The following is a 23,916-nucleotide window of genomic DNA, read 5'->3' as shown; positions in this document are numbered from 1 at the left end:
CGCCGGCTGCTCCTCATGACCGGTCGGGCCAGATCCGCTGGAGCATGTGCCAGTCGGACGGATGGGCGGCGATGCCGGAGGCGAACTCGTCCGCGAGCCGCTGGGTCATGGCCGGGATGTCGGTGTGCTCGACCTCGGGATGGATCCGCGCGCTCCAGCCGTCGTCGTCGAACCACAGCGTGACCGGCAGCAGGACCGCCCCGGTGCGCAGCGCGAGCGCGGCCGGCCCCGGCGGCATGGTCGCCGTCGCCCCGAAGAAGGTGACGGCAACCCCGGCGGAGCTGAGGTCGCGGTCCGCCAGCAGGCACAGGGCGCCGCCGGCGCGCAGCCGCTCGGCCAGCAGGTCCGACGGCGGTTGCGTGCCGCCGGTCAGCGGGATGACCTCCATGCCGAGCGCGGTGCGGAACCGGACGAACCGCTCGAAGAGCTCCTCGGGGCGCAGCCGCTCGGCCACCGTCGTGAACGGGATGCCGGTGGCCACCAGCCACGCCCCGGCCTGTTCCCAGTTCCCCATGTGCGGCAGGGCCAGGATGACGCCCCGGCCGGTCGCGTGCGCGCGGCGCAGCCGGTCCTCGTCGAGCACCCGCATGGCGCCGATCAGCCGGCGGGTCGGCATGTCCTGGAGACGGAAGACCTCCATCCAGTACCGCGCGTAGGAGCGCAGCGCGGACCGGGTCAGCGCGTCGAGGTCGGTGCCCGGCGGCACGACCCGGGCCAGGTTGGCGCGCAGCCGCGCCGTCCCGCGCCCGCCACGGCGGTGGGCGAGATCCGCGGCGCGGGCGAAACACCAGGCGGCGACGCGCTCGGGCAGCAGCCGGACGAGACGCCACCCCAGCACGTAGCCGAGCAGCGTCACCCGCCCCGCGGACGTCATCGACGGTCGGTTCCGATTCGCGCGGTCAGTGGCCCGGAGCGATCCGCGGCACCGCGGGCACCGGCGGCTGCGGCTGCTGTGCCAGCACGGCCTGCTGCGGCTGCTGTGCCGGCACCGCCGGCTGCTGCGCGCCGCCCACCCCGGCCGGGGTGGGCGCGCCGTCCATGCCGCCGCCCGCGCTCATGACCGACGCGGCACCGGACGGGTCGCCGCCCGGCGAGCCGGGCTGCTCGACAGCCGGGTCGGGTGCCGGCGAGCCGGCCGGCGGGGCGAGCGTGGGCCGCCCGGACCGGACGAACTGGCGGTGCACGTGCACCACCCGCTGGCTCACGGTGAGCAGGGTAGCCCCGACCAGGAACCACAGCGCCGCGGGCAGCAAATAGGGCACGCCCAGGCCGTACAGGCCGGCGGCCACGAGCAGGATCAGCAGACGCTCGCCGCGCTCGGCGAACCCGACGTCACAGCTGAACCCCAGGCCCTCGGCGCGGGCCTTGACATACGAGGTCACGGAGCCGGCGACCAGGCAGAGCAGGGCGGCGCCCGCCAGCGGCAGCGAGTCGCCGTCGCCCGCGTACCAGATCACCAGTGACCCGAAGATCGCGCCGTCGCCGACCCGGTCGGAGGTCGAGTCCAGGAACGCGCCCCACTTGGAGGAGATGCCGCGGGCCCGGGCGATCACCCCGTCCATCAGGTCCGAGAAGACGAACAGGGTGATGACGAGCGTTCCGACGAAGAACACTCCGCGGGTGAAGAAGCCGAGGGCCCCGCCGGCCACCCCGATCGTGCCGATCACCGTCACCATGTCGGGTGACACCGACGAGCGCGCGGCCCACTGGCTCAACGGATCGAGCACCTTCTGGATCTGGGGTCGCGCCTTGCTTGCGAGCATGTCCGTCCCGTCGTCTCTGGCGTACCGCCCGGGTTGGGGCGGTCTCACAGTACCGCCGTCACGATCCGCTCATATCCGATCACGATCGGGGCTGGGGTTGTTCCCCACGTCACATCGGAGGACTCTTCGGGGTACGTACCAGTGCCCGCGGCGGACACACGACAGACACGGCGCGCAGGACCTGCCACGCAAGACCTGCCACGCAGAACACAGCACGCCCGCGGGGTACGGCCCCTCGGCCGGCCGCGGGCACCGCGAGCCAGGCGGATCCGCGCCGGCGGAGTCGCGCCGGCGCACCGGCTCCGCCGCACCCTGTTGGGAGGCCGGAATGTCAGCAACTCCGCGTGATGTGCGCAACGTGGTCCTCGTCGGGCACACCGGTGCCGGCAAGACGACCCTGCTGCGGCATCTCCTCCAGGTGGCCGAGTTCCTCGACGGGCAGCCCGCCGCCACCATGCCAGCCGCCGGCAACGGCAACGGCAACGGCAGCGGCAGCGGCAGCGGCAGCGGCAGCGGCAGGAAGGGTGGCAACGGCCGCGCCAACGCCAACGGCAGAGGCGCCGGCGGCCAGGCCCGCGCCGGGGCCGACGGGGGCGCGCCCGGGGTGGGTGCCGCCGGGGGCGGCGCGGGCGCATCCCCCGGCGGAGAACCGGCCCAGCGGAGCATCTCGCTCGTCCTGGCCTCGCTGTGCCACCGTGGCCTGGCCGTGAACCTGCTGGACACCCCCGGATACCCGGACTTCGTCGGGGAGCTGCGAGCGGGCCTGCGCGCGGCGGACGCCGCCCTGTTCGTCATCAGCGCCCTCGAGGACATCGACGGGTCGACCAGGATGCTCTGGGAGGAGTGCGCGGCGGTCGGCATGCCCCGCGCGATCGCCATCACCCGGCTGGACCATCCCCGGGCCGACTTCGACGCGACCCTGCTCGCCTGCCAGGAGACTTTCGGCGCCGGAGTCCTGCCCGTCTACCTGCCCGAACCCGGCGGCGCGGAGCCGTCCCGGCTCGTCGCCCTGCTCACCGGACGGGTGATCGAGTACTCGGCCGGGACCCGCCGCGAGCAGGAGCCCCCGGCCGAGCTGACCGGCGCCGCGGGGGCGGCGCGCGGTGCCCTGGTCGAGGGGATCATCGCCGAGAGCGAGGACGAGAGCCTGCTCGAGCGGTACCTCGGCGGCGAGGAGCTCGACCCCAAGATGCTGCTCGACGACCTGGAGACCGCGGTGGCGCGCGGGTCATTCTACCCAGTCCTGCCGCTCGCGGTACCGTCACGCGCCGCGGCCGGAGCTCGTGGCGTGCCGCCCGGCCTGGGCACCGTGGAGCTGCTCGACCTGTTCGCACACGCCTTCCCGTCCCCGCGCGAGCACCCGCTGCCCAGCCTCACCCGCCCGGACGGTTCACCGTGCCCACCGGCGGTCGGCGACCCGGCCGGGCCCCTGGTCGCCGAGATCGTCCGCACCACCACCGACCCGTACATCGGCCGGATGTCCCTCGTCCGGGTCTTCTCCGGCGTCCTGCGCCCCGACGCGGCCGTACACGTCTCAGGCCACGGACGAGCGGCCGCCGGACATCCCGACCACGACGACGACGAACGGGTCGGGGCGCTCTCGCAGGCCGTCGGCATCGCGCTGCACTCGGTCGACGAGTGCGCCGCCGGCGGGATCTGCGTCATCACCCGGCTGTCCACCGCCGAGACCGGGGACACCCTCTCCGACCCGGCGGACCCGCGCCACCTGCCCGCCTGGACGATGCCGGAGCCGCTGCTGCCCGTAGCCGTGCGCGCCCCGGCCCGCTCCGACGAGAGCAAGCTGTCCGCGGCGCTGGGCCGCGTCTGCGCCGAGGACCCCACCCTGACCGTCACGCAGGACGCCGAGACCGGCCAGCTCGTCCTGTGGTCCATGGGCGAGGCCCACTGCGACGTCGTCCTGGACCGCCTGCGGGAGCGGTTCGGCGTCACCCTCGAGAAGATCCCGCTGCGGGTTCCCATGCGGGAGACGCTGCGCGGGCCGGCCGAGGGCGTCGGGCGGCTGGTGAAGCAGTCGGGCGGCCACGGGCAGTACGCGATCTGCCGCCTCAAGGTCGAGCCGCTGCCCGCCGGCAGCGGCTTCGAGTTCGTGGACGAGGTCGTCGGCGGCGCGGTCCCCCGCCAGTTCATTCCCTCGGTGGAGAAGGGAGTGCGGGCCCAGCTGGAGCGGGGGTTGGAGGCCGGGTTCCCCGCCGTCGACCTGCGGGTGCGCCTGGTCGACGGGAAGGCGCACAGCGTCGACTCGTCCGACATGGCCTTCCAGGCGGCCGGCGGCCTGGCACTGCGGGAGGCCGCGCGCGCGGCCGGCGTGGTGCTGCTCGAACCCGTCCTGGAGGTGCACGTCACCGTGCCTGACGAGCACGTCGGCGCGGTGATGAGCGACGTCTCCGCGCGGCGCGGCCGGGTCGTGGGGATGGCGCCGGTCGGCAACGGCGGCCCGGAGGTCCCGGCGCGCACCGCCATCCACGCGGAGATCCCCGCGGCCGAGATGACCCGCTACGCCGTCGACCTACGCTCCGTGAGCCACGGGACGGGCGTCTTCAGCCGCCGCCCCCTCGGTTACGAGCCGGTTCCCGACCATCTGACGGCCAGGTTCACCGAGAAGTCGTGACCCCGCACGGCCGCCCCGCGCCGGCATGACCCGCGCGGGCGCGGCTGTGCCGGACGGCGCCGGGCCCGACCCTCCCGGGTGACAGCGGGTCACCGCGGACGGCCGCCGGCCCACCCCGCGCGGGTGGGTCAGGCCGTCTGCCCGGTGCGCCGCCACGCCTGCGCAAGCAGCTCCCGCGTCTGGCCGAGCAGCGCCGGCAACACCCGGGTCGCGCCGACGACGGGCATGAAGTTCGTGTCACCGCCCCAGCGCGGAACAACATGCTGGTGCACATGGGCGGCGATTCCGGCGCCGGCCACCGAACCGAGGTTCATACCGGTGTTGAAGCCATGCGCGCCACTGGCCATCCGCAACGCGCGCAACGCGTGCTGGACGAACAACGACATCTCCACCGTCTCGTCGTAGTCCATCTCGGCGTAGTCGGCGACATGGCGGTACGGCACCACCATCAAATGACCCGCGTTGTATGGATACAAATTAAGTACGGCGTATACGGACTTTCCCCGGGCGACCACAAGGCCGTCCTCGTCCGTCATCGCCACGATGGCGCAGAAGGGGCACTCGTCGTCGGGGGACCGCCCCGCCCCCTTGATGTACGCCATGCGATGCGGCGTGTAGAGACGTTGGAAGGCGTCCGGGTGGCCGACACCAGCCTGCTCGTCGACGGGCGTGCCGTCCGGCGCCGCGGTCGCGCTCACCTGCCCGGCCCCGCCGCCGACGGGATCGGCTCCCGCCAGCACCGCCCTCCGACCTGCGCCACCCTCACCACGCTGCCGCCTCCCGCGCCCCGCGAGCCCCGTCCCGCCGCCGCCGATCACCAGCCGGCCCGCCGGTACCCGTCCGAGACACCACGGTACCCACCCGCGGACCGCGCACGGGCGGCCAGTACAGGCCCGCCCGCGGCCGGCGAGACGGTCGGCCACCCGACCCGGGGTCCAGGATGAATCCCGAGGGCGCGGTACGGGGCCGCTGTCCCCGGAGCGCCTCCTGGAGCCGCGCATGTCGATCGACCGCCTCCCCACCGCGGGGCACACCGGGGCGCAGGCACCGGGGCCGGGCCGGGCCACCCCGGCGTTCCTGCGCGAGCTGCTCGCCGACCCGCTCCGCCTGTTCACCCGGCTGCGCACCAGTTACGGCCCGATCGTCCGGGTGCCGGTCGGGCGCGGCGGCTTCCACCTCGTGTGCGGCCCCGACGCGGTCGAGCAGGTCCTGGTGGGCGAGCAGCGTGCCTACGCGAAGGGCCTGCGCCGGCGCACCATGCCGCCGGGCGAGGGAATCCAGCCGCTGTCCCTGCTGCTCGGTTCGGGCCTGCTCACCAGCGGCGGAGACCTCCACCGGACCCGCCGCCGGCTGATCCAGCCGATGTTCCACCGCGAGCGGATCGCCGGCTACGGCACCGCGATCTCCGAGCTGTCCCGCGCCACCGCGCTGGGCTGGGCGGACGGCTCCCGCCGCGAGGTCCACACCGACATGAGCGAGCTGACCCTCGCGGTCGTCGCCCGCACCGTGTTCGGCGTCGACGTCGACAGCGAGGTGGTCCGGCGGGTGCGCCGCGCCGTCGCCGCGAACATGCGACTGTCCCAGCTGGCCGTTCTCCCGGGAGCCATGCGCCTGCAGCAGCACCTGCCGATCGGCCCGCTGCGAGCGGCGCGCGACGCGCGGGACGATCTCACCGCCGTGGTCATGGAGATGATCGAGCAGCGCAGATCACTCGACGCCGCCGGCTCCGACCTGCTGTCCACCCTGCTGGCCACCCGCGACGCCGACACCGGCGCCCCCCTGGACGACACCTCGATCCGCGACGAGGCGCTGACCATCCTGCTGGCCGGTCACGAGACCACCGCGAATGCGATGACCTGGGCCTACCACCTGCTCGCCACCAACCCGCAGGCCCGCGACCGGATGCACACCGAACTCGACGACGTCCTCAACGGCCGGAAACCGACCACCGCGGACCTGGCCGAGCTGCCCTTCACCCGGGCCGTGTTCAGCGAGACCCTGCGCCTGTACCCACCCGCGTGGATCCTCCTGCGCCGCACGACGAGGGACGTCACCCTCGCCGGGTACCACCTGCCCGCGGACACGAACGTCCTGCTGAGCCAGTGGGTGATCCACCGGGACCCCACCTGGTGGCCCGTCCCCGAGGAGTTCCGCCCCCAGCGCTGGCTGACCCCCGACCCCACCCGCCCGAAGTACGCCTACTTCCCCTTCGGCGGCGGAACCCGCCAGTGCATCGGCAACACCTTCGCCGAGATGGAAGGAGCACTGGCCCTGGCCGCGATCAGCTCCATCCGAACCCTGACCCCCACCCCAGGCCGCCCGGTAACCCCCATCCCCCGCGTAACCCTGCGCCCCCAGCCCCTACAGATGACCGCCCACCCCCGCACACCTCACCCCACGCCCTCCACCCACCAGCCTCGCAGCGGCACTTAACCCCCTCCACCCACCAGACCCCCGCCACCCACCAGCCGCACAGAGAGCAACCCCCACCAAAGTGCCACCCCAAACAACAAAGAACCCCCCAGACACATCACCTGGGGGGTTCGGGGGGCTGGGCCCCCCGAAAGACATCGCGCGGGAGCCCAGGAAGATCCCCCAAGGGGGATCGACCAGACCGCGCCCGATCGCGTGGGCGTACGTGGTTTCGAACCACGGACCTCTGCCGTGTGAAGGCAGCGCTCTACCACTGAGCTATACGCCCGATTTGGCCTGGTTGGACGCCTGGTCGGGTGCACCCGTGTGGGTGCTCCGAGGCCTGGACGGCCTTCCGGAACCGCCCCTCGGCTGGGATGTGTTGCGTCCTCGCCGAGGTTGGACTCAGCTTACACGGACGGGACCGAGCGTCGGACGGGGGGTGGCCGCCGGACGGATGCGGGCATGTCAACCCTCCGGCCGATGGCCGGACAGCGCCGGGTTGACCGGGACTCGCCGTGGTTGAGACGGGTCCGGACAGGGAAGGCTGTGAGTGGCACGGCCTCGGCAGAACGGCCATTGTGCTCGGGGGAACCCTCAGTCGAACGCGGACAGCGATCGTCCGGCCACGTAAGGCCGACGGCCGCGCATACCGCGCCGGCCGGGTCTTCTCGGAGGACTTCGGTCGGGCTTCCTGGGTAGGGCAACTCGCCCGAATCGCCGTAACGGATGTTGTCTTGGCATAACCTTGTTTCCAACGGGACTCAGAGAGGGAACTATCTCGTTACACGGGTGCTCGCCCGCACCACGCACCATGAGAGGCCGCCCGATGACTATTCGTCACGATTCGATCACCGCAGAACTCGCCCTTCGGCTCGTCGTTCCCGGCGGCGCCCCGGTTCCGGTCGCCGCCACCGTCCGATACGAGCCTGCTGACCCTTATGCGGTCAGCATCGGCTTCCGTACCGGCGCCGACGAGGTCGTCGAATGGACATTCGCCCGGCAGCTGCTGAGCGACGGCGTGCGCCGGCCAGCCGGCGACGGCGATGTCCAGGTCTGGCCCGCCGCGCAGTCGGGCGGGCGGATCGTCTGCCTGTCGTTGTCCAGTCCATCCGGTCACGCTCTGTTCGAGATGCCGCGCGCGGAGGTGCTGGCCTTCCTCCGCCGCACGTACTCCGCTGTACCGCTCGGCGGGGAGAGCGACGTCATCGACCTGGATGCCGAACTCGCCCTACTGATCTGGGGCGGCCCCGAGCGGTGATCTCACCGGGGTCGGCACCGTGTCCGACCCCGGCAAACCGGTGCGGGCACTTCCGGCACAGATCAGGCGCACGATCATTCGCCTGGTGGGGAGAACTTCCCCACCAGGCGTTTTGCTGTCCGCGGTCAGCGGGCCGCCGCGATCCGCCGGGTCCGGGCCGCCTCGCGTGGCGGCATGGAGGGACCGGTCCGGCCGTCCCGCCCTGGTGACGAGGCCAGGGCGAGCAGCCGGTGCGCCTTCAGCTCGGTCTCGCGCCATTCGGCCTCCGGGTCGCTGCCCCAGGTGATGCCGGCGCCTGTCCCGAACCAGATCCGCTCGTCGGCGAGCCAGAACGTGCGGATTCCCACCGACAGCCAGCCGTGTCCGCTGTCGGCGTCCACCCAGCCGATGCCGCCGCAGTAGTGGCCGCGCGCCACCGGCTCCAGCTCCCGGATGATCCGCAGCGCGCTCGACTTGGGCGCTCCCGACACCGAGCCGGGTGGGCAGGTCGCGGCCAGCAGCTCGGCCCACCCCACACCCGGCGCCAGCGTGGCCTGCACGGTCGACACGAGGTGAACCAGGCCGGGATGCCGTTCCACCGCGCACAGCGCGGGCACCGTGACGCTGCCGGGCCGGGCGACCCGTCCCAGGTCGTTGCGAACGAGGTCGACGATCATGACGTTCTCCGCGACGTCCTTGTCCCGCAGGTCGGCGACCGTGCGCCCGGTGCCCTTGATCGGGCCGGACCGTACGAGGTCACCCTCCCGCGACAGGAACAGCTCCGGTGAGGCCCCGACGATGCGTACGCCGGCCTCGGGGGCGTCGAGCACCACCGAGTAGGGGGCCGGGTTGCCCGCGGCCAGGACGGTCGCCAGCGCGGCGAGGTCCGTGCCGGCGGGGCCGGGGACGGTGGGCGCGGACAGCAGCCGGCACAGGTTCACCTGGTAGACCTCGCCGGCGGCGATCTCGGACCGGATCGCGTGGACGCCGGCGATGTAGGCCGCGGCGTCCATGCTCGTCGCCCAGTCCGTCCGGGCGGGGCCGCGCCACGGCCCGGCCGCGAGCGCCGTGACGTCAGGCGCCGGGCGCACGTGCCTGAACCGGACGCAGCGGGTACGACCCTCGAAGTCGACGACGACTCCCCAGAAGCCACCGCGGTCGAGCACCCGGAGGTCGTCGTGCACTTCCACGACCCCGGTGGCGAGCCTGCCGCCCGCCAGCAGATAGGACTCCCGGCCGCGAACCCGCGCCGCGACGGGCCCGCCGGTCGCTCGTAGACGCACCTTTGTGCCACTCCTGTCCGTCGAGCCCCCGCGCGTTGTGCCCCCATTCGCCCCAGTCATCCTGATCACCGTATCGCCGTGGTCGCCGTACCCCACGCCCAGGTCACCGTGCGCGTGGCGCCCGGAGACGGCGGAGGTTTTGCCCTGTGCCCCTGTGTACGCGCCTCCGCCCCACCACCCCTGTTCTGCCTACCCCCGTTGTGCGCCGTCCCTCACCAAGTCCGCCCCCCCACGCCCGGCCCCACGGTCCGTCCGGCCAGTCCCCGGCCGGACGGCTCCCGCCCCGCTCTCCCGCCCCGGCCCCGCTCTCCCTCCCAGGTCCCAGACCTTCGCCCGCCCGAGTTCCGGGGCTGCCGCCCGCCCTGGTCCTGACCCTTACCCACGGCGGGCCCGGCCCCCGCCCACCGCACGCCGGGCCCGCGCGGCCGGGCGACACACCGGTGACACCAAGATCGTGCTCCAACGCAACATCTCATCGATACCAGGGCGACATCCGGGCGACATCCCGGCACGGTGGCACCCACATTCGACGACCGCCCCGATCGTCCGCTAGAGTGCTACCTGCACCGCCAAGCGGGACGCCAGCCAGATCGGCGCCCCACCTGCTCGTGGTAAATTCCTCCTCGTAGCAGAAGCAGCAGCGGAGCATGCGGACGTGGCTCAGTGGTAGAGCATCACCTTGCCAAGGTGAGGGTCGCGGGTTCGAATCCCGTCGTCCGCTCGGAAGCGGTGTGGTCAGAAGTAAAGCCATCACGGCCTTTCACGGCGGAGTGGCCGAGTGGTTTAGGCAAGGGCCTGCAAAGCCCTGTACGCGGGTTCGATTCCCGCCTCCGCCTCTGATCAGGTTCCGGGCGATTAGCTCAGTGGGAGAGCGCTACCTTGACACGGTAGAGGTCACTGGTTCAATCCCAGTATCGCCCACCACCCGCGCTATCAGCGCAAACGGCCATCCCTCAGGGGATGGCCTTTCTGGTTTCCCGGGCCCCTGCGTGCACCAGGCGAACATCATGATTCACTTGCGACACGCGGCCGAGGCGCACAGCCCGGACCATCGGCGCGCCCACCGCGACAGCCCGAAGCCGGCCAGCCCGCCGACCCTCGGGGCCGGCTAGCCCGTGGCCGGCCCGGCCACGCCGGTCGGGGCGCTGACCAGGAAGGCCGCGAGGCCGTCGACGATGCCCTCGGCCGCCCGCTGCCGCCAGGCGGCGTCGCTGATCCGCCCGGCGTCGCCCGGGTTGTGCATGTTTCCGCACTCGAGGAAAACCTTGGGAACACGGGAGAGATTGAGCCCGCCCAGATCCGAGCGGACCGTGATCCCGTCGTCTCCCAGATAGTCCGCCCGACGCTGGCCGGTCGCCGCGCCGAAGGAGCCGCGCAGCAGATCCGCCAGCCGCGCCGAGGCGGTGAGAATGCCCCCGTTTCCACCGTCCGGACTGGCCGCAGGCGCGATGACGTGAAATCCGCTGCCTTCGGGCGGCCCGCCGTCGGCGTGAATGGAGACCACAGCCTCCGCGCCGGCCGCATTTCCGATCCGGGCCCGTTCGTCGACGCAGGGACCGACGCCCGTGTCGTCATTGCGGGTGAGTATCACCGTCGCCCCGCGCGAGCGCAGCAGGCCCGCGGCCCGGGTCGCCACGTCGAAGGTGAATGCGTGCTCCGGATATCCGGCGTCGGTCTCCGCGCCGGCGGTGTCGCATTCCTTCTGGAACCCGCCGGCGTCGACGAGGCGGTTGATGGCCGATCCCGCGGCACCGTTCCCGCCGTTGTGGCCCGGGTCGAGCACGATCGTCCGCCCGGTCAGCGCATGGGGATCACGCAGGGGCACCGCCGTGGATGCCGCCTGGGGCGACCGGGGTGGATCCGACGACCCGGGCCAGAAGGCCATCCCGGCCAGCGCGACAGCGATGGCGACCAGGGATGCCACGCCGAGCAGCACGTAGGGCGAAACTCTCCTTGGCGTGTACCCGGGCATGTCAGCCCCCGATTCTGTCCGCCCCCTCCTGGACACGGCCCGTCCAGCGTCCGGCGTTGACTGGAGCGAGATCGACAGGGCTGGGCCGGAAGACCGGAAAGTCCGAACCGACCGTACGCGACCGACCGCCTCGCCGACTCATCGGGACCGGCCTCGACCGGGGCGCGGCGTGGTCCTGGCCGAGGCATCCAGCGGTCTCGGCCAGCGGCGGCCGGGCACGATCTCGTCAGGGTTGCTCGGTGACGAAGTCGATCAGCCGCTCGACGGCCCCGAGCAGGCCCGGTTCGAGGTCGGCGTACGAGTCGACGGCGCCCAGCACCCGGCGCCACATGTCGGCCGGCTCGGCGACCCCCAGCGCCCGGCAGACGCCTTCCTTCCACTGCTGCCCGCGCGGCACCCGCGGCCAGGCTTCGATCCCGACCGAGGAGGGCTTCACCGCCTGCCAGATGTCGATGTAGGGGTGCCCGGTGACGAGCACGTGCGCGCCCGCGACCGACGCGGCGATGCGGCTCTCCTTCGACCCCGCCACGAGATGGTCGACGAGGACACCCAGCCGGCGCCCGGCCGCCGGCTGGAAGCTCGCGACGATCGACGGCAGGTCGTCCACGCCGTCCAGCGGCTCGACGACGACGCCCTCGATCCGCAGGTCGTCGCCCCACACCCGCTCGACCAGCGCGGCGTCATGCAGGCCCTCGACGTAGATGCGGCTGGCGCGGGCCACCCGCGCCGGCAGGCCGGGGACGGCGATCGATCCCGAGGCGGTACGGCTGGGCCGGGCGGGCGCGGCCGGACGGGGGCGGGCCAGGGTCACCCGCTCGCCGTCGAGGAGGAAGGCGCCCTCGCCGAGGGGGAAGACCCGACGGCGCCCGCGGCGGTCCTCGAGCATCACGCCGCCGGCCTCCACGCCGACGACCGCCCCGCAGTAGCCCGAGTCGGCGTCCTCGACCACCAGGTCCGGCTCGATCTCGACCGTCCGGGGCTTCCTGGGCGCCCGGCGTTCGGGCTGGGCCAGGACGTCGTGTCCGTAGTCGCGACTGCGCACGCCCGCAACTTACAGTGGGACAGGCGCGGGCATTCCCGGCGACACGCCGCCCTCCACCCACAGGCGGGGCGGAACCCGCGGGCGGGGCGCGGGGCGGTCTGCCGAGCGGCGCGGGCGAGGGGCGTCCGGGGCCCGGGCGAGGCGCCGCCGGATCGGGATCGAGGTGACGCGATGGCAACGCGGTACGGGCCCGGCGTGGCGCTGGTCGTCCTCGACCTGCAGAACGACTTCGCCGTGCCCGGGGGCAGCCTCTACGTCGCCGGTGGCGAGGACATCGTCGCCGGGGTGAACCGGGAGATCGCGGCGGCGACGAGCGCGGGCTCCCCGGTCTTCTACACCCAGGACTGGCATCCGCCGTCCACGCCGCACTTCGTCACCGAGGGCGGGATCTGGCCGCCGCACTGCGTGCGAGGCACGCCCGGGGCGCGCCTGTGCCCCGACCTGACGGTGGCCGGTGAGGTGATCCGCAAGGGCGTGGACGGCCACGACGGGTACTCGGGCTTCTCCGTCCGTGACCCACGTTCGGGCGAGCGGTCGGCGACCGTGCTCGGCGAGCGGCTTGCCGCCGGCTCCGTCCGCACGGTCGTGGTGGTGGGCCTGGCTGGTGACTACTGCGTGCTGGAGACGGCGCTCGACGCCCGTGCGCTGGGTCTGGAGGTGACGCTCCCGCTGGAGCTGACCCGGTTCGTCGAGCTGGCGGAGGGTGATCGCGAACGCGCGATCGCCCGGATGGTCGGGGCGGGCGTGCGGGTGGAGGGCCTGACCGCCCGGGGAGGGGGCTGACGCCGCCCCGCCGGGTCACCCGCCGCGGCGCTGCCGCGGGCTCCCGCGGCGGTGCCGCTGTCGGTGTGAAGCCGCTGTCAGGCGGCGCAGTCCCGGCACACCATCCGCCGGGCGTCGTAGAGCTGGCTGCGGTGGTGGACAAGGTAGCAACTGGTGCAGGTGAACTCATCTGCCTGCCGAGGCAGGACGCGGACGGTCAGCTCCTCTCCGGACAGGTCGGCGCCGGGCAGGCCGAGCTCGGTCTCGAACGGATCGACATCGTCACCGAGGTCGGCCGCCGCGTCCGCCCGCCGGGCCTTGAGCGCCTCGAGGCTCTGCTCCGAGGTTTCCTCGATATCGGCTGTGCGGGGGGTGTCGTAATCGGTGGCCACTGAAGTACTCCCAGAAAGGTTGTGCGCTCGTCGTGCGCAACCCACAACGCACGACCCCGGGGGTATGTGCCCGTCAGGCCCACGCGAACACGATGTGGGCTTGGCCACAGGGAGGTGAGCGCGGGCTCACAAGGACACACACAGGCTTCTAACGGGGCAATCTCCCCGGGCACGGAATGTCGTCGGCGGACGTCACCCGGTACGACGCAGCCAGGTGACCGGAGCTCCGTGCGCCCCACGGCGCAGCGGCTCGAGGACGTCGTCCCAGGCGGTTCCCAGCAGCCGGTGCAGGCCCCGCGAGAGGGTCTCCCGCGCCTCGCCGCGCTCCATCAGCGCCAGCAGCGCCCCCTCGCCGACGACGACGTCCCCGTTGGCGGCGATCGCGGCCCGGTGCAGGCCGAGATCGGGAGTGAAGGAGTAGCGCTCCGCGTCGCAGCCGGGCGAGGGCCCCTCGACGGCCTCGAACGTGACATGACCCAGCCGGCGCAGGACGGCGGCGAGCCGCCCGGCGGTTCCCGGGCTCGCCCGCCATTCCAGACCGGCGTACAGGAAACCGGGCCGGCCCGGCTGCGCCGTCCAGGTCAGGGAGACCGGGGCGGACAGGGCACCGGACACGGCGAACTCCAGGTGCGGGCACAGTGCCGGCGGACATGCGAGCACCGCCAACTTGCCCGGCACGGCGAAGGACGACGAGCCGGAAGACAGCTCACGAGCTGTCGAGGACATTGCCACCACGCGGGACCTCCGTCGACGAGGAACGCCTTCCCCTGCGTCTCGTCACGCCGGACCCCTCGAATACCAGTCGATCGTGCCATGACCGGCGTTCGAGGACTAGACCCACCCCCTCCCCTGGTGCCACATGTGGTGACCCCCACCCCGACAGATGGGCTGGTCCGCAGGCCGCGCGGGCCCACCGGCCCGGCCGCGGACAGGCGATGGACAGGTCCGACTCCGGCCCGTCCGGCCCGCCCCGTTCGACCCGGCCCGTCAGTCGCGGTCCGGCCCCGGACCGGACGGGCTGGCCGGGCCGGCTGCCCGGCCACCGACGTCGAACAGGCCGCCCGGCCCGGCCAGGCCGCCTAGGGCGGCGGTGAGCTCGCTGGGGACGATCCACAGCTTGCTGGCCTGGCCCTCTGCCAGTCGCGGGAGCATCTGCAGGTACTGGTAGGCGAGGAGCTTCTGGTCCGCGTCGCCCTCGTGGATGGCGCCGAAGACGGTGCCGATGGCCTTCGCCTCGCCCTCGGCGGTGAGGATCTGGGCCTCCCGGTGGCCTTCCGCCCGCAGGATCGCGGCCTGCTTCTCGCCCTCGGCCCGCAGGATCTCGCTCGCCTTGACACCCTCGGCGGTCAGGATCGCGGCCCGCCGGTCGCGCTCGGCCCGCATCTGCTTCTCCATCGAGTCCTGGATGGAGCGGGGCGGGTCGATGGCCTTGAGCTCCACCCTGTTGACCCGGATGCCCCACCGGCCGGTCGCGTCGTCGAGCACCCCGCGCAGCTGCCCGTTGATCTGGTCGCGCGAGGTGAGCGTGCCCTCGAGGTTCATCCCGCCGATCACGTTGCGCAGCGTGGTCACGGTGAGCTGCTCGATGGCGCGGATGAAGTCGGCGATCTCGTAGGTGGCCGCGCGCGGGTCGGTGACCTGGAAGTAGATGACGGTGTCGATCCCGACGACGAGGTTGTCCTCGGTGATGACCGGCTGGGGCGGGAAGCTGACCACCTGTTCCCGCAGGTCGATGCGCTCCCGGATCCGGTCGACGATCGGCAGCACGATCGCCAGGCCCGGCGTCAGCGTGCGGTGGTAGCGCCCGAGGCGCTCGACCACCATCGCCCGGGCCTGCGGCACGATCCGCACGGTCCGCGCCAGGAAGATCAGGACCACCAGTGCCGCGACCGCGGCGGCGATGACTCCGCCCATGTTCACTCCTCAAGCTCCCGGCGCGCAGTGTCGCCGCGCTCTAATCCAGCTCCCGGCGCACGGCGTCCGCGTGCACGATCACGTGGGCACCGTCGACGCGCAGCACCCGCACGGTGGCCCCGACCTCGAACTCGTCCGTCGCCGGGTACGACCGCGCGGACCAGACCTCACCGGCGAGCCGGACCCGGCCGGTCGAACCGTCGACCCGCTCCAGGACGACGGCCGGCACTCCGACCAGGGCGTCGGTCCCGGTGCGCAGCACGGGGCCGCTGGTGAGGTGGCGGCGGGCGACGGGCCGCAGGCCGAACGTGAGCCCGGCCGCGGCGACCGCGAACCCCACGAGCTGCACGATCAGATCGGCCCCCAGGACGGCGAGTCCCGCCCCCACCAGCGCCGCGAGCGCGAACATGACCAGGACCAGGTCGAGCGTGAGCAGCTCGCCGACGAGGAGCGCGCCGGCGACGACGATCCACACGACCTCGTCCGCCATGACCATCACCTTAATAAGATCAATTATCTTGCGATCAACGAAACCTCAATGGCGGCAGTGGGCGAACCGGTCGGGGTTCGCGCGCCCCCAAGTCACCGACGGGGAGTGAGCCGTAGGCTTCGTGCGTATGTCGCAGGTCTGGCCTGGCAGCCCTTATCCCCTCGGTGCCACCTTTGACGGATCGGGGACGAACTTCGCGATCTTCTCGGAGGTCGCCGAGCGTGTCGAGCTCTGTCTGTTCGACGCCGTGGGCGCCGAGCGGAGGATCGAGCTGCGGGAGCGCGACGCGTTCGTGTGGCACGCCTACCTGCCGACGGTCCTGCCGGGCCAGCGGTACGGATACCGGGTCCACGGTCCCCATGATCCCGCGCGTGGCCACCGGTGCAACCCCAACAAACTGCTGCTCGACCCGTACGCCAAGGCGGTGGACGGCGAGGTCGACTGGAACCAGGCCGTCTTCGGCTACAACTTCGGCGATCCCGACAGCGTGAACACGACCGACTCCGCGCCGCACATGATGAAGTCCGTGGTGATCAGCCCGTTCTTCGACTGGAACGGTGACCGGCCGCCGCGCCGCCCCTACAACGAGACCGTGATCTACGAGGCGCACGTGCGCGGCCTGACCATGCGGCACGAGGGCCTGCCCGAGGAGTACCGCGGCACCTACGCGGGCGTGGCCCACCCGGTGATGATCGAGCACTACCGCCGTCTCGGCGTGACGGCGATCGAGCTTCTACCAGTGCACCAGTTCGTCCACGACGAGCACCTGGTCAGTCGTGGGCTGCGCAACTACTGGGGCTACAACTCCATCGCCTTCCTGGCGCCGCACAACGGCTACTCCTCCGCGGGCGGCGACGGCCGGCAGGTGCAGGAGTTCAAGGGGATGGTCCGCAACCTGCACGAGGCGGGCATCGAGGTGATCCTCGACGTGGTCTACAACCACACCGCCGAGGGCAACCACATGGGCCCCATGCTGTGCTTCCGAGGCATCGACAACGCGGCCTACTACCGGCTGGTCGACGACGACCCGCAGTACTACATGGACTACACCGGCACCGGCAACAGCATGCGGGTCCGCCATCCACACGTGCTTCAGCTGATCATGGACTCGCTGCGCTACTGGGTCACCGAGATGCACGTGGACGGCTTCCGCTTCGACCTGGCGGCGACCCTGGCCCGGGAGTTCTACGACGTCGACCGGCTGTCGTCGTTCTTCGACCTCGTCCAGCAGGACCCGGTCGTCTCCCAGGTCAAGCTGATAGCCGAGCCGTGGGACCTGGGTGAGGGCGGCTACCAGGTGGGCAACTTCCCCCCGCTGTGGACGGAGTGGAACGGGAAGTACCGCGACACCGTCCGCGACTTCTGGCGCGGGCAGGACCACGGCATCGCCGAGTTCGCCTCCCGGCTCACCGGCTCGTCCGACCTCTACGAGGACAGCGGCCGGCGCCCCTGGGCCTCGATCAACTTCGTCACCGCCCACGACGGCTTCACCCTGCACGACCTGGTCTCCTACAACGACAAGCACAACGAGGCCAACGGCGAGGAGAACCGGGACGGCTCCGACGACAACCGGTCCTGGAACTGCGGTGTGGAGGGCCCGACCGACGACGTCTCGGTCAACCGGCTGCGTGACGCGCAGACCCGCAACCTGCTCACCACCCTGCTGCTCTCGCAGGGGGTGCCCATGCTGGTAGCCGGCGACGAGATGGGCCGAAGCCAACAGGGGAACAACAACGCCTACTGTCAGGACAGCCCGATCTCCTGGCTGGACTGGTCCGACGCCGAGCGCAACGCCGGTCTCATCGATTTCACCGCCCAGCTCTCGCATCTCCGGCGGACCCATCCGGTCTTCCGGCGGCGGCGGTTCTTCCAGGGCGAGTCGATCCGCGGCTCGGCGGGTGGTGAGGACGGCGCCGGCGGGCGACCCGACGGCGCGGCCGCCGTCGACCTGGCCGCCAAGGACATAGTCTGGCTTCGACCCGACGGTAGCGAGATGTCCGACACCGACTGGGAGTCCGGAACGGCGCGCTCGCTCGGCTGTTTCCTGAACGGGCACGGCATCCCGGATCCCAACGCGCTCGGCGAGGCGATCATCGACGACTCCTTCCTGCTGTTCTTCAACGCCCACCACGAGCCGATCCAGTTCCGGGTTCCACCGGTCGACTTCGGCACCACCTGGGAGATCATCGTGGACACGCGCTCGTCCACCGCCGAGATCTCGGCGGTGCTCGGTGGCACCGATCTCGATCCGGTCGACGTCGACCGGGTGGTCAAGGCCGAGGACCCGCTCGAGGTGGACGCCCGCGCCACGCTTGTGCTCTGCCGTGTCAACTGACCGGCCCGGCGGACCCGACCGGCACGGGCCCGCCGATCGGCACTCCGCGTCCGACCGCCGCCGCGAGGGCGCCGGAGCGCGGGAGAACCAGCGCGGGGAGGGCGAGGGCCGCGTCGTCCCGACCGGTACCTACCGGCTGCAACTGCACATGGAGTTCTCGTTCACCGACGCCGCGGTGATCATTCCTTATCTCGCCGGGCTCGGAGTCTCGCACCTGTACCTGTCACCGGTCCTGGAGGCCGCGCCGGGGTCGACCCACGGCTACGACGTGGTCGACCACAGCCAGATCAGCCCCGAGCTGGGCGGGCTCGGCGGGCTGCGCCGGCTGGTCGCCGCCGCGCGCCGCGCGGGGCTCGGCATCATCGCGGACGTCGTGCCCAACCACATGGCGGTGCTCACGCCCGGCACCACGAACACGGCGTGGTGGTCGGTGCTGCGCGAGGGCCCGGACTCCCCCTACGCCTCGTGGTTCGACATCGACTGGGACTCCCCCGACAACCCCGGCCGGGTCCTGCTGCCGCTGCTCGGCCAGTCGCTGGCGGACAGCCTCGCCGCCGACGAGATCGCCGTCGAGCAGGACGAGGACGGCGAGTGGATCGTCGTCTACTACGACCACGTGCTGCCGGTCGCCGCCGGCACCGCCGACCCCTCCGACGTCGCCGCCACCCTGGACGCCCAGTACTACCGCCTGTGCTGGTGGCGGGTCGGCGGGACGGAGCTGAACTACCGGCGCTTCTTCGACATCCCCTCGCTGGCCGGCCTGCGCCAGGAGGAGCCGGACGTCTTCGCCGCCACCCACCGGCTGCTGATCGAGCAGGTGCGCTCGGGCAACCTGGAGGGCCTGCGGATCGACCACCCCGACGGCCTGGCCGACCCCGAGGACTACCTGCGCCAGCTCGCCGAGGCCACCGGCGGGGTCTGGACGGTCGTCGAGAAGATCGTCGAGCGGGACGAGGCGCTGCCCGAGGGCTGGGCCTGCGACGGGACCACCGGGTACGAGACGCTCAACCGGCTCACCAGGCTCTTCCTCGATCCGGTGTCCGCGCGCGCGATGTCCACGCTGTACACGGAGATCACGGGGCGCTCACCGGACTTCGCGCCGGTGGCGCGCGAGGCCAAGATGGACGTGCTCACGAGCGTCCTGCGGCCGGAGGTCGACCGGCTCACCGGGCTCGCCCTCGCCGAGGCCCGCCGCGACCGCGCCGATCTCACCCGGGCCGGCCTGCGCGAGGCGTTGCGTGAGGTGCTCGCCGCCTTCGAGGTCTACCGCGCCTACATCCGCCCCGACGGCACGCCCAGCCTGGAGGCGCGCGGCCACATCGTGCGGGCCTGCGAGCAGGCGCGGGTGGCGCTGCCCGGCCGGGCCAGCGAGATCGACCTCATCGAGGACCTCGCGCTCGGCGGGCCGAGCGAGTTCGTGGTGCGCTTCCAGCAGACCTGCGGCCCGGTGATGGCCAAGGGGATCGAGGACACCGCCTTCTACCGGTACGTCCCGATGGTCGCGCTCAACGAGGTGGGTGGGGCGCCCGGGGATCTCCCGGCCTACCCGACGGGGCATCCGCGCAGCGCCGTCAACGAGTTCCACGAGGCGAACATCACCACGCAGCGGACGTGGCCGCTGACGATGACCACGCTCTCCACGCACGACACCAAGCGGTCCGAGGACGTCCGCGCCCGGCTCGCCGTGCTCTCGGAGGACCCCCGGGGCTGGGCCGACATCGTGCGGCGGCTGGCCCGCCTCGGCGAGCGGCACGCCGACCCGGAGGCCGGCTGGCCCGATCCGGTGACGATGTACCTGCTGGTACAGACGCTCGTCGGCGCCTGGCCGATCTCGGCCGACCGGGTCACCCAGTACATGGTCAAGGCGGTGCGGGAGGCCAAGCTGTTCACGACGTGGACGGACACCGACCCGTCGTACGAGGCCGCGCTGACGAACTACGTCGAGGCCGCCCTCGAGGACGAGGAGTTCGTCGCCGCGCTGGACACCTACGTCTCCACCCTGGTCGAGCTCGGCCGGCAGAACAGCCTGGCGCAGAAGCTGCTCCAGCTCACGATGCCCGGCGTCCCGGACGTCTACCAGGGCCAGGAGCTGTGGGACCACTCGTTGGTGGACCCGGACAACCGCCGTCCGGTCAACTTCGGCGAGCGGACGAAGATGCTCACCGAGCTGGGCGTCGAACCGGGCTCCGAGCTCGCGGCGCCGCGGCGCCCGCCCGTGATCGACGACTCCGGGGCGGCGAAGCTGCTGGTGGTGGCGCGCTCGCTGCGCATCCGCCGGGAGCACCCCGAGTGGTTCGGGGAGGAGGGGACGTACCGGCCGCTGTGGGCGTCGGGGTCCGCGGCGGAGCACGTGGTCGCGTTCAGCCGCTCCGAGTCGGTGGTGACCGTGGTCCCCCGCCTCGTGCTCGGGCTGCGCCGCGGGGGCGGGTGGCGCGACACCACCGTGACCCTGCCCGAGGGCCGCTGGGCGGACGTCCTCACCGGCCGGCGGCACGACGGTGGCACGGCCTACGTGCTGCGCCTGCTGCGCGACTTCCCGGTCAGCCTGCTGATCCGCACGCCCTGAAGTGTGGCCCCGCCCGGCCCGGGTCGTGCCGGATCCACGGCTCGGCGGATCCCGCCCCCCGGAACCGCCACCGAGGGGACGTCGGACCGGTAGACAGGAGTCATGAGTTCCTTCCGGGTGTGGGCACCAGACGCGAAGACGGTCAGTGTGGTCATCGCGGACGGCGGCGGCGCGGACGGCGACGCCGCGGCTGAGGCGGGCGGCACGGGCGGCGGCGCCGGCGGCCGGCGGGACACCGTGCACGAGATGTCCGCCGCCGCCGGCGGCTGGTGGACCGTCGACGTTCCCTCCGCCCACCACGGAGCGGACTACGCCTACCTCCTCGACGGCGGTGAGCAGGAACTGCCCGACCCGCGGTCGGGCTGGCAGCCGCACGGCGTGCACGGCCGCTCCAGGCTCGTCGACCACGCCCGCTTCCCGTGGACGGACGGCCACTGGCACGGGGTGCCGCTGTCCGGCAGCGTGGTCTACGAGCTGCATGTCGGCACGTTCACGCCGGGCGGCACCTTCGACGCGGCGATCGAGCGCCTCGACCACCTGGTGGACCTCGGCGTCGACCTCGTCGAGCTGCTGCCCGTGAACGCGTTCCCCGGCCGGCACGGCTGGGGGTACGACGGCGTCGGGCTGTTCGCCGTGCACGAGCCGTACGGGGGGCCGGAGGGCCTCAAGCGCTTCGTCGACGCCGCGCACCACCGCGGGCTCGGCGTGATCATGGACGTGGTCTACAACCACCTGGGCCCGGACGGGAACTACCTGAGCCGGTTCGGGCCCTACTTCACCGACCGCTACAGCACCCCGTGGGGCCCGGCGGTGAACCTGGACACCCCCGGCTCGGACGAGGTCCGCGCGTTCGTCATCGACAGCGCGCTGGCCTGGCTGCGGGACTACCACTGCGATGGTCTGCGCCTGGACGCCGTCCACGCGTTCGCCGACAACCGGGCACGCCACCTGCTGGAGGAGATCGCCGACGAGGTGCACCGGCTCGGCACCCAGCAGCGCCGCCCACTGTTCGCGGTCGCCGAATCCGACCTGAACGACCCGCGGATGGTCGTTGCCCCCGAGGCGGGCGGGCACGGACTGGACGGCCAGTGGTGCGACGACGTCCACCACGCGCTCTGGGCCGCGCTGTCCGGCGAGCGGCAGGGCTACTACGGCGACTTCGGCTCGTTCGAGACGCTGGAGAAGGCGCTGGGCTCCGCCTTCGTGCACGACGGCGGCTACTCGGCGTTCCGCGGCCGCTCCCACGGGCGGCCGGTGCCGCCGCGGACGCCGGCCTACCGTTTCGTCACGTTCCTGCAGAACCATGACCAGATCGGCAACCGGGCGACCGGCGACCGGGCGTCGGCCACGCTCAGCGACGGCCGGCTGCGGATCGGGGCCGCGCTGCTGCTGACCGCCCCGTTCACGCCGATGCTGTTCATGGGCGAGGAATGGGGCGCCACCACGCCCTGGCAGTACTTCACCGACCACACCGACCCGCGGCTGGCGGACGCCGTCCGCGAGGGCCGCCGCGGTGAGTTCACCGCGCACGGCTGGGGGCCCGAGGAGGTCCCGGACCCGCAGGACCCGGCGACGTTCGAGCGCTCCCGGCTGGACTGGCGCGAGCCCGAACGCCCGGAGCACGCCGCCCTGCTCGACTGGCACCGCCGGCTGATCTCGCTGCGCCGCCGGCTGCCGCAGCTCAGTGACCCGTCGCTGGCGTCGGTGCGCTGCTCCTACGACGCCGCGGCGAACTGGTTCGTGCTGCGCCGGCTCTCCCGGGCGGGTGACGTGGCGGTCGTGTGCAACCTCTCGCCCGAGCGGCAGGCCGTCCCGGTCGAGGGGGTGCCGTTCGACGCGCCGGCCGCGTCCCGCCCCGGGTTCACCTACATGCCGGGCCGCGTCGAGCTCGCCGGCGAGTCGGTCGTCATCGTGCGGCTGCTGCCGGCTCGCTGACCGCCGGCTCGCTGACCGCCGGCTCGCGGGTCGGCGGCCCCGGCCCGCTCACCGCCGGCGGGCCGCCGAGCGGGAGAGCGCGTAGTAGAGCAGGCCGAGCCCGACCAGGCTCACGATCAGTACACCGATCAACAGGACCACGTACGTGTTCACGTTTCCATCCTGGCAGCAGCGGCACCACCGCTCGCGGCGGCGCCGGTTACAGTCGGGCCGATGCGCATTCTTCTGTCCGGTGGCGCCCCAGTTCCTCTCGACGGCGCGGCTCCCCAGGACGGCCCGGAGGCTGCGCGTGCCGCGGACGAACCGGACGATGCCGACCACGACGTCGACCTCGACCTCGCCTACGCGCTGCCGGAGCCGACTCCGGGGGTCCCGCACGTCCGCTCCAACTTCGTGGCGTCCGCGGACGGCGCCATCGAGCTCGACGGACGCTCCGCGGACCTGGGCGGCCCCGCCGACCTGCGGGTGTTCCGGACGCTGCGCTGGCTCAGCGACGTGGTCCTGGTCGGCGCCGGCACCGCGCGGACTGAGGACTACGGCCCGGTCCTCGTGCCGGCCGAGCGGCGGGAGCGGCGGGCCGCCGCCGGGCTCGCTCCCGTCCCCCCCGTCGCGGTCGTCAGCGGGCGGCTCGAGCTCGACCCGGGCGCCCGCCTGTTCACCGCGGCCGTCCGGCCGCTGCTGCTGACCTGCGACGCCGCCCCACCGCAGCGGCGCCGTGCGCTCGAGCCTGTGGCGGAGATCGTGGTCTGCGGGGATAAGACCGTCGAGCCGCGCGCCGCGCTCGACGCACTCGCCGAGCGCGGGCTGCTGCGCGTGCTGACCGAGGGCGGCCCGCGCCTGCACGCCCAGTTCGCCCAGGCCGGCCTGCTCGACGAGCTGTGCCTGACCCTCGCCCCGCTCCTCGCCGGGCCGGGGCGCCTCGGACTGATGCAGGGCCCGACGTGGCCGGCGCCCGTCGGGCTGCGGCTCGGCCAGGTCCTGGAGGAGGACGGGGCGCTGTTCCTGCGCTACCTCCGCTGACCGCCCTGTGCACGGTTTCGTTTCGTCCACAGCCTGGCTGACGCCGGGTGCGGCGGCGATCCGCGTGAATAGCGTCGACAGCGACCTCCGGTGCCGGCCTCCGACGGGAGACGGTGGGCCCGGCCGGCGGTCTCCCCGGCGGCTTCGGCGAACGGTGGCCT

18 protein-coding genes and 4 tRNA genes are annotated in these 23,916 nt (G+C 72.7%); 11 read left to right on the top strand and 11 right to left on the bottom strand.

Translation table 11 applies throughout. The annotated features are described in order from the left end of the window. Window positions 1-13 precede the first annotated feature (13 nt). Entirely contained in the window at window positions 14-874 is an 861-nt protein-coding gene (locus tag AC559T_RS20745; RefSeq protein WP_071061699.1) for a phosphatidylinositol mannoside acyltransferase, read from the bottom strand. A 25-nt stretch (window positions 875-899) separates the two neighbouring features. After that, window positions 900-1,763, bottom strand: coding sequence for a phosphatidylinositol phosphate synthase (gene pgsA, locus AC559T_RS20740; RefSeq protein WP_498869788.1), 864 nt, complete (start codon window positions 1,761-1,763; stop codon window positions 900-902). Window positions 1,764-2,091: 328 nt separating this feature from the next. On the opposite strand from pgsA, the gene AC559T_RS20735 reads away from it, so the two are divergent. Beyond that, entirely contained in the window at window positions 2,092-4,392 is a 2,301-nt protein-coding gene (locus AC559T_RS20735; protein ID WP_498869787.1) for an elongation factor G-like protein EF-G2, read from the top strand. A 128-nt stretch (window positions 4,393-4,520) separates the two neighbouring features. Here the strand turns inward: AC559T_RS20735 and AC559T_RS20730 are convergent, their stop codons facing one another. After that, on the bottom strand, window positions 4,521-5,090 hold the full coding sequence (locus AC559T_RS20730; RefSeq protein WP_112107092.1) for an HIT family protein: 570 nt from the start codon (window positions 5,088-5,090) through the stop codon (window positions 4,521-4,523). A 301-nt stretch (window positions 5,091-5,391) separates the two neighbouring features. Between AC559T_RS20730 and AC559T_RS20725 the strand changes: the two genes are divergently transcribed. Then, window positions 5,392-6,825: a cytochrome P450 gene (locus AC559T_RS20725; RefSeq protein ID WP_498869786.1), complete on the top strand. Its 1,434-nt coding sequence runs from the start codon at window positions 5,392-5,394 to the stop codon at window positions 6,823-6,825. A 196-nt stretch (window positions 6,826-7,021) separates the two neighbouring features. On the opposite strand, the gene AC559T_RS20720 is transcribed toward AC559T_RS20725, so the two are convergent. Continuing rightward, window positions 7,022-7,093, bottom strand: a tRNA-Val gene (locus AC559T_RS20720). A gap of 540 nt (window positions 7,094-7,633) precedes the next feature. On the opposite strand from AC559T_RS20720, the gene AC559T_RS20715 reads away from it, so the two are divergent. After that, a complete protein-coding gene (locus tag AC559T_RS20715) occupies window positions 7,634-8,065 on the top strand; it encodes an SsgA family sporulation/cell division regulator (protein WP_018500117.1) in 432 nt (143 codons plus the stop codon). A gap of 125 nt (window positions 8,066-8,190) precedes the next feature. Here AC559T_RS20715 and AC559T_RS20710 read toward each other — a convergent pair whose 3' ends face one another. Then, window positions 8,191-9,327: a chorismate-binding protein gene (locus AC559T_RS20710; protein WP_498869785.1), complete on the bottom strand. Its 1,137-nt coding sequence runs from the start codon at window positions 9,325-9,327 to the stop codon at window positions 8,191-8,193. A 649-nt stretch (window positions 9,328-9,976) separates the two neighbouring features. Here AC559T_RS20710 and AC559T_RS20705 point away from each other — a divergent pair. The 3 genes from AC559T_RS20705 to AC559T_RS20695 all read left to right on the top strand — a co-directional run bounded on the left by AC559T_RS20705 (window position 9,977) and on the right by AC559T_RS20695 (window position 10,251). After that, a tRNA-Gly gene (locus AC559T_RS20705) sits at window positions 9,977-10,048 on the top strand. A 43-nt stretch (window positions 10,049-10,091) separates the two neighbouring features. After that, window positions 10,092-10,163 (top strand) — tRNA-Cys (locus tag AC559T_RS20700). A 13-nt stretch (window positions 10,164-10,176) separates the two neighbouring features. After that, window positions 10,177-10,251 (top strand) — tRNA-Val (locus AC559T_RS20695). Window positions 10,252-10,435: 184 nt separating this feature from the next. Here AC559T_RS20695 and AC559T_RS20690 read toward each other — a convergent pair. Then, on the bottom strand, window positions 10,436-11,299 hold the full coding sequence (locus tag AC559T_RS20690) for an N-acetylmuramoyl-L-alanine amidase (RefSeq protein ID WP_498869784.1): 864 nt from the start codon (window positions 11,297-11,299) through the stop codon (window positions 10,436-10,438). A gap of 226 nt (window positions 11,300-11,525) precedes the next feature. After that, window positions 11,526-12,341, bottom strand: coding sequence for a DUF3097 domain-containing protein (locus AC559T_RS20685; RefSeq protein ID WP_020462633.1), 816 nt, complete (start codon window positions 12,339-12,341; stop codon window positions 11,526-11,528). 171 nt (window positions 12,342-12,512) lie between these two features. Here AC559T_RS20685 and AC559T_RS20680 point away from each other — a divergent pair, with 171 nt between their 5' ends. Beyond that, window positions 12,513-13,124 carry an isochorismatase family protein gene (locus AC559T_RS20680; RefSeq protein WP_498869783.1) on the top strand — a complete coding sequence of 204 codons (612 nt, stop codon included), beginning with the start codon at window positions 12,513-12,515 and terminating at the stop codon, window positions 13,122-13,124. A 77-nt stretch (window positions 13,125-13,201) separates the two neighbouring features. Here the strand turns inward: AC559T_RS20680 and AC559T_RS20675 are convergent, their stop codons facing one another. The 4 genes from AC559T_RS20675 to AC559T_RS20660 all read right to left on the bottom strand — a co-directional run bounded on the left by AC559T_RS20675 (window position 13,202) and on the right by AC559T_RS20660 (window position 15,899). Continuing rightward, window positions 13,202-13,495 carry a DUF4193 domain-containing protein gene (locus AC559T_RS20675; protein WP_018500123.1) on the bottom strand — a complete coding sequence of 98 codons (294 nt, stop codon included), beginning with the start codon at window positions 13,493-13,495 and terminating at the stop codon, window positions 13,202-13,204. Between the two features lie 192 nt (window positions 13,496-13,687). Next, complete coding sequence (locus AC559T_RS20670; RefSeq protein ID WP_041254795.1) at window positions 13,688-14,221, bottom strand: DUF3145 domain-containing protein; 534 nt, start codon at window positions 14,219-14,221, stop codon at window positions 13,688-13,690. A 261-nt stretch (window positions 14,222-14,482) separates the two neighbouring features. Beyond that, entirely contained in the window at window positions 14,483-15,409 is a 927-nt protein-coding gene (locus tag AC559T_RS20665) for an SPFH domain-containing protein (protein WP_498869782.1), read from the bottom strand. A 40-nt stretch (window positions 15,410-15,449) separates the two neighbouring features. After that, window positions 15,450-15,899 (bottom strand): NfeD family protein, encoded by a 450-nt coding sequence (locus AC559T_RS20660; RefSeq protein WP_071061800.1) that lies wholly within the window; start codon window positions 15,897-15,899, stop codon window positions 15,450-15,452. A 127-nt stretch (window positions 15,900-16,026) separates the two neighbouring features. Between AC559T_RS20660 and glgX the strand changes: the two genes are divergently transcribed. From glgX to AC559T_RS20640, 4 genes are all read left to right on the top strand, one after another. Then, window positions 16,027-18,234, top strand: coding sequence for a glycogen debranching protein GlgX (gene glgX / locus AC559T_RS20655; protein WP_498869781.1), 2,208 nt, complete (start codon window positions 16,027-16,029; stop codon window positions 18,232-18,234). Next, the gene (gene treY, locus AC559T_RS20650) at window positions 18,224-20,800 is read left to right on the top strand and encodes a malto-oligosyltrehalose synthase (RefSeq protein ID WP_112107777.1); all 2,577 of its coding nucleotides are present in this window, start codon (window positions 18,224-18,226) and stop codon (window positions 20,798-20,800) included. Before glgX ends, treY begins: the two co-directional genes overlap by 11 nt. 102 nt (window positions 20,801-20,902) lie before the next feature. Next, entirely contained in the window at window positions 20,903-22,735 is a 1,833-nt protein-coding gene (treZ, locus tag AC559T_RS20645; protein WP_112107776.1) for a malto-oligosyltrehalose trehalohydrolase, read from the top strand. Window positions 22,736-22,948: 213 nt separating this feature from the next. Further along, a complete protein-coding gene (locus tag AC559T_RS20640) occupies window positions 22,949-23,755 on the top strand; it encodes a pyrimidine reductase family protein (RefSeq protein ID WP_498869780.1) in 807 nt (268 codons plus the stop codon). Window positions 23,756-23,916: the final 161 nt, after the last annotated feature.

Origin of the sequence: Frankia sp. Hr75.2, from assembly GCF_949319125.1 — a bacterium.
Classification (GTDB): domain Bacteria; phylum Actinomycetota; class Actinomycetes; order Frankiales; family Frankiaceae; genus Parafrankia; species Parafrankia soli.
Note: the sequence above shows the minus strand (reverse complement) of the source record. Positions and strands in the feature narration are given on the sequence as shown.